Source organism: Oscillatoria salina IIICB1 (assembly GCF_020144665.1).
Classification (GTDB): Bacteria; Cyanobacteriota; Cyanobacteriia; order Cyanobacteriales; family SIO1D9; genus IIICB1.
Window position 1 is genome coordinate 1 of sequence record NZ_JAAHBQ010000098.1, and the last position, 17,938, is coordinate 17,938.

A 17,938-nucleotide genomic window follows, 5' to 3' on the forward strand; every position below is an offset into this window, starting at 1 on the left:
ACCCAAGCAAAATACTCGCTTGCAGCCCTAAGATTTGTCGGGTTAACCAGTATAACACAGATTTTTTCCAGATTTAGCCAAATCTCACCGATACTAATTTATGACCTCACTCAACCTAGAATTTTAAGAGATTAGTTAAACTAAAGCAAAAGGTAATTCTCCAATTACAAAACGAAATGCTGGAAACCAAACAAATAATTGGAGCTCGCTATCAACTAGAGGAACAACTCAGCAACAATGCGGGTCGTCAAACTTGGATCGCCAAGGATCTTAATAATTCTTCAACAGTAATTGTCAAATTACTCGCCTTTAGTCCCCAAATGCAATGGGACGAATTTAAACTCTTCGAGAGAGAAGCACAAGTTCTCAAACAATTAAATCATCCGCGCATTCCTCGTTATCAAGATTATTTTTCCCTAGACAAAGAGATCGGCGGCGGTTTGTGTTGGTTTGGGATGGTGCAAGAGTACATTCGGGGAAAATCCCTACAACAGCTATTGGAAGAAGGAAAGCGATTTAGTGAAACTCAAGTGCGCGCGATCGCCATCCAAGTCTTAGAAATTTTACGCTACCTACACCAACTAAATCCAGCCGTTCTCCACCGTGACCTTAAACCCAGTAATCTTATTTTAGGCGAAAACCAGCAAATATATCTCGTCGATTTTGGCGCAGTCCAAAACAGTGCAGCAGTTGAAGGAGTTACCTTTACCGTCGTCGGTACAACAGGCTACGCACCCCTAGAACAATTTTGGGGAAAAGCCTCACCAGCCTCCGATCTTTACGCACTAGGAGCAACTTTAATTCATCTGTTAACCGGAACTTCACCAGCTAATTTACCTCAGCGCAATCTCCGCATTCAATTTCGTGAAATAGTCAGTATCGAACCCAAATTTATTAGTTGGATTGAAACTTTAACTGAACCCGACTTAGAATTTCGCTTTCAATCAGCTTTACAAGCCTTAGAAGCTTTAGAAACAGGTAATTTTGCCAATTATCACCTACAAACAATTACATCACCCTTCCGCAGCAAAATAAAGCTACAGAAATCTCCCTCTCAGTTTCAGATTGAAATTCCCGGACGAGGGTTCTTAATTTTTCTTGATATTTTCACTTATTTGCTTAAATTACTTTTGCAAATCGTTTTAGGATTGAGCTTAATTGGAGCAATCATCTCCATCATCATTTTTCTCATCATTTTTTTAGTAATTACCTTAAGTATTTTGAATGGTTGGATAGCACCAGAAGCCTTGCTTGTAATTTTTATATCTATCCTTTTAATCAGCTTACTAGCTTGGTTATTTAAAGTAGGAAACCGAGAATTTAATAAAATAGCTCAAGACCTCCATCGTAAAAACAAAAATTCTTTTCTTTTTGGCGATTATCACTTTAATTTAACCAAAGATAAATTTGTAATTAAACGCTGTAAATTCAATATTTGCTATTGCAAACAGCAGGGAAATACCAAAGAAATAAATGCAGTCAAAAAAGATGAATTCAACTCCATATTTTTTCAGACAAGGCGTAGAAAACATTATTTCGTAGCCAAAAAAATAACTCAAGCTGAAAGTAACTGGTTAATTAGAGAAATTGAAGAATGGCTTCAATAGCTATTCAGTAAAATTTGCTGTAACCACTGAAGTAAAATTTAATTACCCTAACTTAATTATCTCAACAATCAACAGCTACAAACTCCCAAAAATCATGTTTAAACCTCAAAATATTCTCCAAAATCGTTATCAACTAGAAACAGAACTAGGTAACAATGCTAACCGCCAAACTTGGCTAGCAACCGACTTGAAAACTTCATCTCCAGTAGTAGTTAAACTACTCGCTTTTAACCCACTCATGCAGTGGGAAGAATTGAAACTATTTGAAAGAGAAGCACAAGTTCTGCAAAATATCAATCATCCGAGAATTCCTGAATATTTAGATTATTTCTCAGTTGAGAAAAGCAGCGAAAATGAATTACCTTACTTTGGTTTAGTGCAAAAATATATTCCCGGTACTTCAGTTAAGAAAATCCTCGAAAAAGGAAAAAAGTTTAGCCAAAATCAAGCCCGTTATCTCGCGGAAGACATCTTAGAAATCCTGATTTATTTGCACGAATTAAGCCCACCAGTCTTACACCGAGATATTAAACCGAGTAACATAATTTTGGGTAAAGATGACCAGTTTTACTTAGTAGATTTTGGTGCAGTACAAGACAAAGCTAAAGCTGAAGGAGTCACCTTTACAGTTGTCGGAACTAGCGGTTATGCACCACCCGAACAACTTTGGGGAAAAGCCGTTCCTGCATCGGATCTTTATGCTTTAGGAGCAACTGTAATTCATTTATTAACTGGGATATCTCCAGCAGATTTACCCCAGCGACAAATGCGAATAGACTTTAGTAGTAAAGTTGAGCTAAATCCCGATTTTAATTATTGGTTAGAACAACTTCTTGAACCAGCACCAGAAAGAAGATTTGCCACAGCTAAACAAGCTTTAACAGCTTTGCAAACAATCGAAGTTCGGAAAGCGGAAAAGCAAACCAAAGATTCACCTAATTATGCAATTATAAGTGGTATCTTTGGCACAGTTTTGGTAGGTATATATGGATCATTTTATCTACCCAATCTATTGAATAAAATACCTCAAGCGCAACAAGCTAAACAAGCAGAAGCAAAAAACTACCTAGGTTCGATGAATCGCGCTCAACAAGCTTATTGGTTAGAAAATAAGACTTTTACTGATTCTGTGGAACAGTTAGGAATTAGTATTGTACCTGAAACTGAGAACTACAGTTACTCAGTTGACTCAGAAGAAAAAAGTACATTTCATTACGGAATAGCTAAAGAAGATAAAATAAAGAGTTATGTGGGGGCTGTTTATGTAGGTGTTCCCAAGGTAAGCACGTTACATAACCAAGAAACTACTTTGTCTATTCTTTGCGAAGCTGATTCTCCTGGTCAAATAAAATTACCAGCACCTACTTTTGAAAATGGAGAATTAAGTTGTGCTGAAGGAACAACTAATCTAAATGAATTGAGCAATTATTAAAATTAAACTTGGTAGTAAGAGCGATACCAGTTGACAAATTTTTCGATACCAACTTTTAATGGTGTATTGGGTCGAAAACCAACATCTTGCATCAAATCGTCAACATTAGCGTAAGTTATGGGGACATCTCCTGGTTGCATAGGAAGCATATTTTTGATTGCTTTTTTCCCTAAACATTCTTCTAGAGTTTCAATTAATTGCATTAATTCAATGGGTTGATTGTTGCCAATGTTATAAATTTTGTAGGGTGCAGAAGTTTTTTCGCCTTGGGGTGCAGGAATCTTATCAATTACCCGCACAACCCCTTCAACGATGTCGTCAACGTAGGTAAAATCGCGCTGCATTTGACCGTGATTAAAGACTTTAATTGGTTTATCTTCTAAGATGGCTTTGGTGAAGAGAAAAACTGCCATATCGGGACGACCCCAAGGTCCGTAAACTGTAAAAAAGCGTAAGCCAGTGGTAGGAATATTATAAAGATGACTGTAGCTGTGTGCCATTAATTCGTTAGCTTTTTTGGTAGCGGCGTATAAACTAATGGGATAATCGACATTATCTTCGACAGCGAAGGGAATTTTTTTGTTTTTACCGTAAACGGAACTAGAGGAAGCAAAAACGAGGTGTTTAATTTGAGAGTGACGACAACCTTCAAGGATGTTCATGAAACCGACAAGATTGCTATCTAAATAAGCATAAGGATTTTCGAGGGAATAGCGAACACCTGCTTGGGCTGCCATGTGAGCAACGAGATCGAATTGCTCTGTAGAAAATAATTTTGCCATATTTTCCCGGTCTGCCAAATCAAGCTTGTGGAAACTAAATCTAGGTAATTTTTCGAGTTCAGCGAGACGGTTTTTTTTGAGGGAAATATCGTAGTAGGAATTAAGATTATCTAGTCCGATAACTGTGTCTCCTCTGAAGATTAATCTTTGACTGAGGTGAAAACCTACAAAACCAGCCGCACCTGTAACTAAAATTCTGACCACGATTTTTCCTCATCATAAAATCTGGGATCTATTTTATTAGGGATTGGGGGTTAACAGTGAGCAGTTATCAGTTATCAGTGAGCAGTTATCAGTTATCAGTGAGCAGTTATCAGTGAGCAGTTATCAGTGAGCAGTGAGCAGTTATCAGTGAGCAGTGAGCAGTTATCAGTTATCAGTGAGTAGTGAGCAGTTATCAGTGAGTAGTGAGCAGTTATCAGTGAGTAGTGAGCAGTTATCAGTGAGTAGTGAGCAGTGAGTAGTGAGCAGTTATCAGTGAGCAGTTATCAGTTTATCCTCCCACTCTCCCTTGTCTTCCCTCTTTTCCCCCTTCTCCTTGTCTTCCTTGTCTTGCTTAAGGAACTATTTTCCTCTGGGTAGGTCTAATTGAAGCGAGTGTGAGGAACTGATGCTGTTGACTACTCCCCTCCCTCCGCGTTGCTAAAGGGAGGGGATTCACAAGTAGTTCTCTTTCCTCTTGCAGGCACAGTCAAGTTGCCTCTAGACGCTCAATATGTTGACATATAGCCGCATATATTGCGCTTACTTTTTTGAGTTTTATGCTTTCAAACATCCATCACTCAGCTAGTTTAGTACGCTCCTCGCTCTGAAGAAAGCTTGCAGTGGTTTAGTCATACTGCCGTTAGAGCCAATCTAACCGTTGTTTCTTACTTACCGGGTTTTCGACCTACTAGAGCGAAGAATCACGTAGATTTTCGTTTTACTCGCGATCGACTATTGTACTAACTTTCTAGTTTCTTTTCAATCAAAGTCGCCGTAGAACAGCGAGGCTTTAAACCCATTTTTTTTGGTAAAGTTGATGGGTGAGGTGTCAACGACCCAGCAGAGAGAGAAAATTGAGCTAGAGCCGATCGCTGTTATCTTCGAGACTAGCTTTTCATCGTTCGATCTGAGTATGATGATCGAAATTGATGGCGGTTTGCTAGCTACAATCTATGGTGGACAATTCTCAATATCCGAACTTTGTAGCTCGATAGGTGCTATCTAAGTAAGCGGATCGCTCACGACAGGTGTTTGTGAAAAAATGACGAATCCTTCTAATCCGAATCAAGATTCAGAACCAAATGTTCGCGATCGCGCTAACGATCCTGGGGACGAACTACAGCAAAATACTACCATTCAACAGCCTGAAGAGGAAGCAACTACTCCGCCACCACCGAAAAAGCGACGGCTTTGGTTATGGTTGGGTACGCTTTTACTGTTGGGGGTTGGTGGAGGGTTGACTTATGGCTGGATTTTTGTCCAACGACAGTTAGCTCCGAGGGTTGAGCAAAGTCTGGAAAATATTTTGGCTCGTCCGGTTGAGGTGGGTGAGGTTGAGGGCTTCTCTTTGGGCGGGATTCGCTTTGGAGAAACGGTAATTCCGGCAACGTCAACGGATACGGATCGGGTGATTATTGAGGCTGTGAGAGCGCGTTTTGACCCACTGAAGTTGATTTTAAATCGGACTCTGGAACTGGATGTGACTTTGGTGGAACCGGAGATTTATATCGAGCAAAATCCAGAGGGTGTCTGGATTGAAACCCAAATTGTCGAACAAGAACCGGGTCCGATTAAAGTGGATCTCCAGACGCTACGCTTGCAAGATGGGGATGTGTTGCTGGTAGGGAGAACCGCAGGGGGAAATTTACAAGAACCTGTGGCGATCGCGGTTCCTTCGGGTACGGTACGTTTCTTTGATGAAAATACACGTATCGTCTTTGATGCACGCGGGGAAATGGTGAAGGGGAATTTCCAAATTCAAGGTGAAAAACTCCCCGAACAACTGGATTTAAACATTTCTGCTCAAAATATCAGCGTTACTGAAGCTTCTCGTTTAGTAGTGATTCCGGTGGTAAGTCTCCAAGGTGGTCAGGTAAATGCTAATTTAGATTTGGAGTTGGCAACTGGTGAGGAAGTTCCTCTTATTCAAGGAACTGCTAGTTTACAAGATGTTCGCGCTCAAGTCGCACAACTTCCCCAAGCTTTTCGACAAACTAATGGTCAAGTTCGCTTTCAAGGACAGGAAATAGTTATCGATAAGGTTGCTACTATCTTTGGTGAAATTCCTGTGGTTACTGAGGGTGTGGTAGACCTGGAAGAAGGTTACAATGTCACTGCGAAAACAGCCCCAGTTTCGGTGAAACAAGTTCTGGTGACTGCGGGAATTGAGGATAAGGAAGCTGCGACAGGGAAACCGCAAACTCCTCCTACTACGGAAGCTTCACCAGAAACTGAAACTCCTGCAACTGAAGAGGAAAATACGGCGACTACTGAGTCTCAGCCAGGGGAACGAGTTATTGAGTCAGCGACACCTGGTGGGGAAACTGCGACTGGGGAACGAGTTATCGAGTCAGTGACACCCGGTGGGGAAACTGCGACTGGGGAAATAGTTATCGAGTCAGCTAAACGTCGTGAGGAAACTGCTGCTAATCCAGAGGAAACTGAGTCTGCAACCGAAACTCCCGCGACAGCAGAAACCGAAACTCCTGCGACAGCAGCAGCAGAAACTCCAGAAAATCAATTGACGCTTCAAGATTTGCCACCAGTTGCGGGACAATTACAAGCAGGATTTACAATTACGGGTGCGATCGCTGAACCGAAAGTTGATGTTGAGGTAGCAGCTACCGAACCAATCCAAATTGATAAGTTAAAATTTGAGGCGGTGAAAGCGACAGCGACGCTGGAAGATACGACTTTAGCAATTACCGATTTTCAGGCGACTCCTACGGTTGGCGGTAAAATTACGGGTAAGGGAGAAATTAATCTCGGTGAAAATAGCGGTTTAGTTTTCGATGTCCAAGGGAATACAATTCCGGCTACAGAGATTGCGCGTCTTTACGAACAACCTCTCCCGCTTCCGATTAGTCCGGTTTCGGGACAATTACAAATTTTTGGTCCTCTGAATCAACCGAAAAATATTCAAGCTAAGGGTTCGGCGAATTTCCAAGCTGCGGGTGGTAGCGTGGCTGTGAATGACATTCAAGTGGCTGATGGGCGTTGGAAGGGGATCGTGCGTACTGAAGGCATCCAGCTTAATCGTTTGCCCAAGGTTCCGGCTAGCGTTCCTCCTGGTAGACTTAATGGTGTCTTTAATGTTGAGGGTAGTATTGATTCTTTTCGCCCCGATACGATTGACATTAAAGGTGCGGCGAATTTAAATATTGCTGGCGGCAATGTGGTTGCTAATAATATTACTGCTGATAATGGAGTTTGGCAGGCGAAAGTACAAGCTGATGGGGTGCAGTTAGCGGCTTTTGAACAGTTACCCCCGGCTTTGCAAAAAGGTAATCTCAATGGGGTTGTTAATGTTTCTGGGAGTCTCGCTTCTTTTGCACCATCGACGCTTAATGCTACGGGTGCGGCGCAGGTGAATGTCGCAGGTGGTACAATTACGGCTACGGATCTTCAGGTAGATGAGGGACGCTGGCAAAGTCAAGTTAGAGCGAATGGTGTACAACTCTCGGCTTTGGGTGCGGTTCCGCCGCAATTGCAACGAGGACGGGTAAACGGGCTTTTTCAAGTTTCTGGGAGTCTCGATTCTTTCGATTTAGAAACGATTCGCGCGATCGGTACTGCCCAAACTAATGTCGCGGGCGGCACAGTAAATATCAGTAATATTACGGTTGACAATGGACGCTGGCGAGGTCGGGTACAAGCAAATGGCGTGCAGTTGTCGGGTTTGGCAAATGTCCCGCCGCAATTGGAACAGGGACGAATTAATGGTGTTGTTAATGTTACTGGCAGTTTGGCTTCGTTTGAACCAGAAACTATTCAAGCTACGGGTGCAGCCCAAGTTAATGTAGCAGGCGGCACGATCGTTGCTAGCGATCTTACGGTGAATCAGGGACGCTGGCAAACTCAAGTTAGAGCGAATGGCGTGCAGTTATCTCAGCTTGCTTCTTTACCTGTCCAATTGCGTCCAGGTAGAGTTAATGGTGTGTTTAATGCTACAGGCAGTCTGGATTCTTTTGCTCTCGATAGTATTCGGGGTGTGGGTGCGGGGCAAGTGAATGTAGCAGGCGGCACAGTCACGGCTAGTGAAATTACGGTTAATAATGGACGCTGGCAGGGGAATATTCAAGCGGCGGGAGTTGAGTTAGAAAATTTAGACCCCCGTTTGGCTGGGACTTTGGGCGGTAATTTTGATTTGGCGGGTAGTTTGACTGAGTTGTCCCCGGAAGCGATCGCGGGAACGGGTGCTGCAACAATTAATACTGCGGGTGGAGTGTTGACAGCTACTAATATTGCGTTGGGTGGTAGACGTTGGGAGGCAGATGTGCAAGCTTCTGACGTACAATTGGGAAAGTTAACAGTGCCGAATCTGCCTAGTCCGTTAGAGTCAGCGAATTTAACGGGTAACTTTGAGGTTGCAGGTGGTTTAAATTTTACCCCTGGAACTATTCAAGGTTCAGGTTCGGCACAATTAACTAATGTAGCAGGTGGTAGTCTTGTGGTTCCCTCGCTACAAGTGGATAATGGTAATTTGAACGCAACAGTAATTGCGAGAGATGTCAATACTGGGCGTTTTACAGAGATTTTACCTCCTAATGCGGCAGAAATCGCTCCGACGCTAGGCGATGCTAGCGCTAATTTGCAAATTACCGCTAATTTGGCTAATTTACAGCCTTCCGCGATTAATGTAGCAGGTAGCGCGACGGTAGCAGTGGCTGGGGGGAGAGTGACAGCGACGAATTTGCGATCGCGTAACGGGACTTTTCAAGCTAATTTAGATGTAGCTAATATTAATGGGGGACGTTTTACTGCTTTTTTTCCCCCTCAGTCACAAAACTTAGCTGAAACTTTGGGGACTGCAACCGGAAATTTTTTTATTGCGGGTAATTTAAATAATCTCCAACCCTCAGCATTGTTGTTACAAGGTAATGCTAATATTGATGTTGCTGGCGGAAATTTAACTGCAACAAATTTTCGTTTGAATAACGGTAATTTTCAAGGAAATATTGCAGCAAATTCTCTCAATGCTGCTCGTTTTGCCTCAATTTTACCACCAAGGGCGCAAGGTTTAGCTGATAGTTTTGGGACGGCTACAGGGGATTTTTTGATTGCGGGTAATTTAAACAATCTCCAACCGTCAGCTTTGAATTTTCAAGGAGATATCGCTTTAGAAATTGCTGGCGGAAATCTGACGGCTACGAATGTTAATTTGAATAATGGCAATTTTCAAGCTAGCATTGACACAACCGGAATAAATGCCCAACGTTTTGCTAATCTTTTACCTTTAGAAGCACAAAATTTAGCAGAAAGTTTGGGGACAGCAACAGCTAATTTGGACATAGCGGGAAATATCAATAATCTCCAAACTACTACCCTCGATTTACAAGGCGATCTTGCTGTAGAAGTCGCCGGTGGAAGCGTTACTGCAACTAATTTAAATGTCAATAATGGTGATTTCCAAGCAACTTTAATTACTGAAGGAATAAACTCAGCTTTTCTTTCCCCTCAGTTAAGAGACGAAGTGAGTGGAAGATTACAAGTAACAGGAAATTTAGCTAATCTTAATCCCCAGACAATTGAAGCTGAAGGACAGTTAAATTTTAGCGAAGGTTTGTCTTTAATACCAGGTGCAGTAAGTGCCGATTTTGCTTGGAATGGTAGCCGTTTGAATATTAGAGATATCACTGGCGAAAATATCGATATTAGTGGTTATGTCGATGTCAATTTAGCGAGAACTGGTTTACAAAGGATTCAAGATTTTGACTTAAATTTAGATATAGATGGTTTAAATCTCGCTGCTTTACCTGTGGATAAATTTTTACCTCGACAAGCAACAGGAATTCAATTAGCAGGTAGTTTAGATTTCGATGGTAGCATTGTGGGTACAGTCAGTAACCCTAATATTAATGGTGAAATTGCTTTGCAGAATTTAGCAATTGATCCACAAAGAACTATAGACAGAATTATCCCAGAAAACCAGAATTTAAACGAAAAAATAGCTCCTTTACTTGATTTCGATCCTTTATTAACCGGAACAATTAGTTCTACACCTCAAACGGGAATCAACTTAAATTTAACTGGAACAAATGACGTAATTCAAGTAGCCCTCGGAGAGAATTATTTACCTGAATCTTTTCAAATTCAACTCAATGAAGTGACTGCTAGTGGTGGGATAGTAGGAAACACTTTACAAGTAGAAGCAGAAAACTTTCCCATTACCCTTGCCAAACAAGTCATTAACTCCAGATTACCACCCGCGATCGCGGCTAAACCTGTTTCTGGCGATTTTAGTGGTAATCTTGTTGTCGATCTCGATACTTTCGGTGTTAGCGGAGATATTGCGATCGCACAACCCAGTATTGGTGCTTTTACAGGAGATAATTTAGAAGCTGATATTGTTTACGAACGAGGATTTATAAATATTGATAACGCAGTCTTGACAAAAGGCGAAAGTAGGTATCAACTAGAAGCAGAAGTAAATCCTTCTATTTCCGGTCCCGAAATTGCCGCAAATCTCAACGTTCAAGAAGGTAAAATTCAAGATGTACTTCTCGCAGCCCAAGTATTTGACTTACAAGAATTACGTCGCGGTTTAAATGCTCCTGCTTATGGAAATGCCGCCCAACTTGGTACAATTTCTCTAGGTTCCCAAGAGAGAAAATTACTTTCCCAACTACGATTACTTTCCGAAGTAGAAGCATTTCTAGCAGAAATCGAACAGATTAAAAATGAATCTCCCATTCCAGATATAGCTCAATTAACAGGTAACTTTACCGGACAAGCACAAGTCACTGGTTCCCTCTCTAGCGGCATTGAAGCTGATTTTGACTTCCGAGGACAAAATTGGCAATTAGAACAGTATCAAGCCGAAACAGTAATAGCTAGAGGCGAATATGAAAATGGGGTTATTACTCTCGCACCCGTGAGAATTCAACTCGAACCAGAAAATAGTTTTATCGCTTTTTCGGGGACAATTTTTGGTGAGAATCAATCGGGACAATTAAGATTAGCTAACGTCCCGATTAACTTATTTGCTAGTGAGATTAATTTACCCGTGGCTATTTCCGACGGCAGAATTAACGCTACCGCAGCCCTGGCTGGCAGTCAAGAAAATCCCCAAGCAAAAGGAGAAATAGCGATCGCCGATGCCTCAATTAATAACAACACTATTGAAGCAATTCGAGGTAGTTTTAGTTATAACAATGCTCGTTTAGAATTCGCCGCTAACTCAGGAATGCCGCTTGTGGCACCCACAGGTACAGAATTATTAGCAACCGAAGTAGAAGAACCTTTACAAATCAGTGGTAGCATACCAATTATGTTACCCTTCGCCTCAGAAGAACCAGCCAGTGACGAATTGAACTTAAATATTAACGTCCAAGACGAAGGATTGGCATTACTGAGCGTTTTAACCAGTAACGCGATCGCTTGGAGAGAAGGTAATGGTGAGGTAAATCTGGATATTTCTGGCACATTTAACACCGAAACCAATCGCCCAAATGCAATTGTCGCCCAAGGTAGAGCATCTTTCTCCAATGCGACTATAGCAGCCCAAGCTTTAGATAACCAACCGCTTACCGATGTTCAAGGCAATATTCAATTTAACTTCGATCGCATTCAAGTGGAAAATCTCACTGGTGACTTTGGTGGTGGTGAAGTATTCGCCGCCGGAAATATACCCATTTCTGGGACAGGTGTCACAATTTCTCCCCCAGCCCAACTCTGCGAAACAAATCCCAATCCGCAAGATCCCCTTACCGTTTGTCTCAACCAACTCGCCCTTAACTTTAAAGGAATTTATAACGGTGGTGTTAGCGGGGCAGTACAAATTAGCGGTAGCGCCCTCCAACCGCAAATTGGTGGTAATCTAGACTTATTTGACGGTCGCATCTTGTTAGGAGAAGCTGCTGGTGCAGGTGGTGGCGGTAATGGTGGCGGGAATGGTGAGGCTGACGCTGATAATGGCGGATATATCGATAACGTCGAGTTTAACAATTTAGCGATCGCCCTCACCGAAGATGTGGAAATTTCTCAACCGCCAATTTTGAGTTTCTACGCTGATGGTAGTCTCACTGTTAACGGTACTTTAGCTAACTTTGACTTGCGTCCTGAAGGTACAATCAAGTTAGAACGAGGTCAAGTTAACCTGTTTACTACTCAGTTTCGCTTGGCGGATGGCTACGAACAAACTGCCCGTTTTACCCCCAGTGAAGGATTAGATCCTCTCCTCGATATTCGTTTAGTCGCTTCAGTAACAGAAACTACTCGTAACTTGATTCCTACAAATGCTAACTCTGCGGAAGTTATCGACAACCCGATTGATTTTGGTAGCGCGGAAACTATTCGCGTCCAAGCGAGGGTGGAAGGTCCCGCGACGCGACTGCGCGATAATCTAGAATTAACTAGCACTCCTACCCGCAGCGAAACCGAAATTGTCGCTTTGTTAGGTGGCGGTTTTGTCAATACTTTAGGTAGAGGAGATACCACGTTAGGTTTGGCAAACCTCGCTGGGACGGCGGTTTTCGGCAGTTTTCAGAATGATATTGCGAATGCTTTAGGTTTGAGTGAGTTTCGCTTGTTCCCAACTTCAATTACGAATGAAGAAGGAAGAGACTCGACTTTAGGATTAGGTGCAGAAGTAGGAATAGAATTTGGCGATCGCTTTTCTTTTACAGTAATTAAAGTCTTAACTACTGACGATCCTTTTCTCTATGGTGTTCGCTATCGTCTGGATGAACAAACTATTGTTCGCGGTTCCACTAATCTTGAAGGTAATACTAGAGCTACAATCGAGTATGAAGTTAGATTTTAGTTGAGAATCTTTTCAAGAGTAAGATCGCATTTTTCTACCTAATTGCCTTGTAATGACACTATCTCTAGACACAACTTGGTATAATTATAATTGATTATTAGGATTAGGTTGTAGCTTCAGATCTTCAAATTATTAACTTAAGGAATAATCTGAAGAGGCTGATTTTTATCGATACTCTCTGCGAAAAATGGACAGCATGGTTTGCTGAGGTGGATGAGTTGGAGGTGTCCCCTCGTCCACTTCAGGAAGACTATCAACAACAATAGTTGTGTACTTTTTTGATGTAGAATTTGCTGTATCTGGTTTACTAGACTATAAACAAATTAGTTTTTAGTCTTACTCTAACTGACTAAATAAAGTTGACAAAATTGTGTTAGAAAATAAAAAACCATCGGGATCGCTTAATCTTAAGTTTCCAGTAATAGGTAAAGTTTTTCTTTCCTTAACCTCAATTTCCGCGTCAATAATTTCAACCCAACCTTGTTGATAGTAGGGCTGCAAACAATCCCAAATTTGCTTGATTATTTCTTGACCGTAGTATTGATTAATCCAAGCTAAATTGATCCCCTCAGCTAGACGTAATCCTAACATCAATGTTTCTAGCAATACATCATTAGCATCAGATTTAGGTACATCAATCTCACATCCAGCCTCTACCCAAGCATAATATTCTTTTCTGGTACGAGGACGAGTAAATCTCTGTCTATTGACATAGCTAGCTGCACCCATCCCAAAGCCATAATAAGGGCGATTTTCCCAATATACGCGGTTGTGACGACATTGAAATCCCGATCGCGCGTAATTAGAAATTTCATAATGTTGATAACCATAACTGCTCAAAATTTGCTGTGCTTGACGATACATTTGGGCAGTTATTTTATCGGTTGGTAAAGGTTTCTTACCCGGTTGATACTTGCGCCCAAAGGCAGTTACAGGCTCTAAGACTAGATCGTAGCAAGAAATGTGCGCGGGCGAAATCTGACCAGCATTTTCTAAAGATTCTTCCCACCTTGCTAAAGTCTGATGCGGTAAACCAGAAATTAAATCTAAACTAAAGTTAGCTATCCCTACTTGGCGGACGATCTCAATAGCTGCAAAAATATCAGTAGTGGTATGCGATCGCCCGCAGATTTGCAAGATTTCGTCTTGAAATGCTTGCACTCCTAAACTAACTCGATTTACTCCTGCCTGATAATAACCTCTTAGTTGATTCCTAGTAAATGTTCCTGGGTCAATTTCTAGGGAAATTTCCGCCCTAGGAGAGATCCCAAAATATCGCTCTAAGGTTGCTAAAATACGTTCTAACTGTTGAACAGAAAGCAGTGAAGGAGTTCCCCCACCAAAAAATACAGTTTCTAATTGATTTTTTGGTGTTGTGGTTTGACTAATTTCCGCACAAAGCACCTCTACATACTGTTCGATTGAACCAGAATTTTCACCCCTAGCTTTGTCACCTAACACCGAAATAGGAAAATCACAGTAATAACAACGGCGACGACAGAAGGGAATATGAATATATGCAGAATTGGTAAATTGAGGTACTGTTTCGGGAAAAATCAAATTTATTGTCGTGGGGAAAGTAGCCGTCATAAAAATAATTTTCCGAAATGGTTAACTGTTGTCAATTAAAAATTTTGAAGGTTTAGCAAACTCAAAAAAGTTGAAAAATTTAACTTAAATAATGTTAAAGAAAAGACAACAGTGGCAAAAGAAGTAAGAAAATCATAATCTGTCTGAATTGATGAGGATTTGAGCTTTTGAACCGCAATTTGAGCAACCGAAGGCATGGAAAACAGGAAATACGTCAAAGATATAATAAATGAGCGTAGGAAAATATACTGACCAGCCAAACGCAAATTTTAATTTTATGGGAATGGAATCATGATAGATGCAGTCATCATAATTATATTCATCGTAGCAGCCGCCGGAATCGGCTATGACGCTGTAGAATTACTTCCTGACGATGTACTCACCCAAGTTTCAAACGTCGAAGCAGTACGTTGGATCTCAGCGAGTTTCACAGCGATCGTCGGTTTAGCGATCGGCTTAACTGCACAAACTACTTATCGTCGGATCGAACGGCGAGTTAGCAATACTCCGATTGAAGTTATTCTCACACGAGCAGTGGGTTTGGCGATCGGACTGTTACTAGCTAATTTGATGCTAGCACCGATTTTCTTACTACCAATTCCGAAGGAATTTAGTTTCATTAAGCCGATGATAGCTATTTTGGGTAGCGTCCTGTTTGCTTTTCTAGGAGTTAGCCTCGCTGACACTCATGGTCGCACTTTTTTGCGCCTGATTAATCCCAATAGCTTGGAAACGATTTTACTAGCAGAAGGAACGCTGAAACCTGCCTGTACGAAAATTTTAGACACTAGCTGCATTATTGACGGTCGCATTGAAGAATTGCTCAACACCGGATTTGTGGAAGGTCAAATTCTGATCCCTCATTTTGTCTTACAGGAGTTGCAAATGTTGGCTGACTCTGCTAACGATCAAAAGCGCATCCGGGGACGGAGGGGATTAGATATTCTCAACCGAATGCAGGAAACTTATCCAGAACAGATTAATATTCATCCGGCGGATTTTGAGGAGATTACTACGGTAGACGCTAAGTTAGTGCATTTGGCTCAAGAAATTAATGGTACGCTTCTGACTAATGACTATAACCTTAATAAAGTTGCTAGTTTGCAGAAAGTGGCAGCACTGAATGTGAATGATTTAGCGCAAGCGGTACGCCCAATTTATCTCCCAGGAGATAGTTTAGAGGTCAAAATTCTTAAGGAAGGTAAGGAAGCTGCTCAAGGAGTTGGTTATCTCGAAGACGGTACGATGGTGGTAGTGGATGAAGGACGGGATTATCTGGGTTCAGAAATTCGGGTAATTGTTACTTCGGCTTTGCAAACTTCGGCGGGAAGGATGATTTTCGCTAAACCTCAAGCTTCGATGGTGGCTTAGACAGTTATCAGTTAGCAGTTATCAGTTAACAGTGAACAGTGAGCAGTTAACAGTGAGCAGTTATCAGTTAACAGTGAGCAGTTAACAGTGAGCAGTTAACAGTTTATCCTCCTTCCCAATCCCCAGTCCCCAGTCCCCAGTCCCCAATCCCCAATCCCCAGTCCCCAATCCCCAATCCCCAATCCCCAATCCCCAGTCCCCAGTCCCCAGTCCCCAATCCCCAATCCCTTAAGAATCTTGCAACATAGTTTTGGAAGCGATACGAGTTTTCTTGCGATCGCTTTCGGAAAGTTCTTCTCCTTCTTGTAATCTAGTGGCGCTGGTTTGCAGTACGGTTGCGCCACTGGTATCGCCTAATTGTAGGGCGGTTTTGGCTGCGGTTTGTAACATGGTGGCAGCACCCGCGCGATCGCCTTGTTGCAGTTTTTGTTCGGCTAGTTGGGTTTGGCGATATTTGGCGAGTGCCAAAATCGATTTCTGGACGTTTTGATTCGGTGCGGGTTGGTATGCTTGTTGAAATTCTGCTTCTACTGGTATTTTTTCTGAGAGTAATTTTTCCTTCCCTAATGCTGGATCGTCGTAACGTACTTGGACGTTGGCAATTATTCGTCTTCCGATAGGTTGTTGGGTGATGTATAAGTTAGCTAGTACGACTCGTTCGGCATCGGTCATCAAGTCGCCTAAACGAACCATGAAGCGATCTCCTTCTTGTTGTAAAGGTAATTCTATGGTTTCTGGGGCTACTTGGGCAACGGGTTTTAAGTCTGCCAAGCGGACTCCTGAGATTAATTCCAGCAGTAAGTAACTGTTGGTTAAGCCTACTGACTGAATGCGGGTAAATAATCTCCCAAATTCGTCGATCGCTTGTTCTGGTCGCTCAATATAGCAAAGAGTGCCTCCCGCCGCATCGGAAATTTTTTCTAAGACATCTTGGTTCCAGTTTGCACCGAAGCCGAGGGCGTTGAGGGTGATGTTGTATTCTGAGGCTAATTCGGCGAATTTAAGGCATTTTTTGTTATCGCCATGCTCGTTTTCGCCGTCGGTGAGGAGGAAAATTTGAGAAACGGTATCGGTTTTTCCTTTGGCTACTTCTTCGATACCTAGTTTCATTCCTTCGTCTATGGCTGTACCTCCGTCGGCGCTAAGTTGATTAATCTGTCTTCTCACTTGTTCGATGTCTTCGACGGATTGATTGTTAATCAGAACTTTGGCGCGATGATTAAAGACGATGACTGAAAGGCGATCGCTGGGGGATAATCGCTCTACTAGGCGCATTGCTGCTTGTTTTACTGTATCCATTGGTCTTCCGTGCATCGATCCGCTTTGGTCGAGGATTAAACACAGATTCAGTGGTAAAGTCCTTTCAATCCCACTGGAAACCGCAGAAATGGAGACTGATAACTGGCGCTGACTATTTGCTTGATGGGCATCGATATGAGAATCATTTAAAAGTGGCTGTATACCAACTTTCATTGCACTGAACTCCTAGTAAAGCAATACAAGATAGTTGCTGATTTCATAGGCAAATATTACTTTCAGCTTTGTACGGAATTTGACCTATACCGGGCTAACTATCAGCCTCTTTCTTGGCTGTCCTGGAATTGACTGCTCCCCTCCCTCCGCGTTGCTAAAGGGAGGGGATTCTTAAGCCATCCCAAAATGGACTCTATTTGGCGTAGTCAAAGCGTCACTACTGACTCCTTTGAGAGAAAACTTCAAAGTCGCCGCTACTTTTTTGAGGATATTTGCTGTAGCATTGCAGTCAGCATTGACCGAACTGCCATTTCCCGCAAGAACGATATAATCCTCGCTTAATTCGCTTTCGGTGACGATTTCTACCTAATGGGTTTCTCACCATAAGTTGGCAAGAAATCATCTAAAGGGCGAGGCTTTAAACCCAGTTTTTCTGGTAAAAAGATCCCCGACTGCCTTTCTACTCCTTAATTTCAGGATAACTTGTAGATTGCTGTATTGCTAGGGATCTACTCCATACCTAAGCTTACACTATGGCGATCGCCCAAGATTAGGTTTCTCAGCGAGTGTTTCTAGCGTGAGGATGACACCCAGCACCACTTGCCAATTTTGGTAGCTTGATTCAATTAAATTCAAAACAATCAGCTTTAATTCTGGGATCGGTAAATGTTCTCTACCTATTTTTTCTCTTGAAAGGTTTTAAGGAATGCGAAAT

General features: G+C 42.1%; 7 protein-coding genes. 4 read left to right on the forward strand and 3 right to left on the reverse strand.

Going from position 1 to position 17,938, the window contains the following annotated elements:
* The first annotated feature begins 176 nt into the window (after nucleotides 1-176).
* Both G3T18_RS21955 and G3T18_RS21960 read left to right on the forward strand, forming a co-directional pair.
* Nucleotides 177-1,607: a serine/threonine protein kinase gene (locus G3T18_RS21955; protein WP_224412733.1), complete on the forward strand. Its 1,431-nt coding sequence runs from the start codon at nucleotides 177-179 to the stop codon at nucleotides 1,605-1,607.
* Nucleotides 1,608-1,701: 94 nt separating this feature from the next.
* On the forward strand, nucleotides 1,702-3,039 hold the full coding sequence (locus G3T18_RS21960) for a protein kinase domain-containing protein (protein ID WP_224412734.1): 1,338 nt from the start codon (nucleotides 1,702-1,704) through the stop codon (nucleotides 3,037-3,039).
* A 2-nt stretch (nucleotides 3,040-3,041) separates the two neighbouring features.
* On the opposite strand, the gene G3T18_RS21965 is transcribed toward G3T18_RS21960, so the two are convergent.
* Nucleotides 3,042-4,025, reverse strand: a complete 984-nt coding sequence (locus tag G3T18_RS21965; protein WP_224412735.1) for an NAD-dependent epimerase — start codon at nucleotides 4,023-4,025, stop codon at nucleotides 3,042-3,044.
* 1,042 nt (nucleotides 4,026-5,067) lie between these two features.
* Between G3T18_RS21965 and G3T18_RS21970 the strand changes: the two genes are divergently transcribed.
* The gene (locus G3T18_RS21970) at nucleotides 5,068-12,789 is read left to right on the forward strand and encodes a translocation/assembly module TamB domain-containing protein (protein WP_224412736.1); all 7,722 of its coding nucleotides are present in this window, start codon (nucleotides 5,068-5,070) and stop codon (nucleotides 12,787-12,789) included.
* Nucleotides 12,790-13,125: 336 nt separating this feature from the next.
* On the opposite strand, the gene hemW is transcribed toward G3T18_RS21970, so the two are convergent.
* Nucleotides 13,126-14,379, reverse strand: a complete 1,254-nt coding sequence (hemW, locus tag G3T18_RS21975; protein ID WP_224412737.1) for a radical SAM family heme chaperone HemW — start codon at nucleotides 14,377-14,379, stop codon at nucleotides 13,126-13,128.
* A gap of 291 nt (nucleotides 14,380-14,670) precedes the next feature.
* On the opposite strand from hemW, the gene G3T18_RS21980 reads away from it, so the two are divergent.
* Nucleotides 14,671-15,750, forward strand: coding sequence for a PIN/TRAM domain-containing protein (locus G3T18_RS21980; protein ID WP_224412738.1), 1,080 nt, complete (start codon nucleotides 14,671-14,673; stop codon nucleotides 15,748-15,750).
* 228 nt (nucleotides 15,751-15,978) lie between these two features.
* On the opposite strand, the gene G3T18_RS21985 is transcribed toward G3T18_RS21980, so the two are convergent.
* Nucleotides 15,979-17,223: a vWA domain-containing protein gene (locus G3T18_RS21985; RefSeq protein ID WP_224412739.1), complete on the reverse strand. Its 1,245-nt coding sequence runs from the start codon at nucleotides 17,221-17,223 to the stop codon at nucleotides 15,979-15,981.
* Between the last annotated feature and the right edge of the window lie 715 nt (nucleotides 17,224-17,938).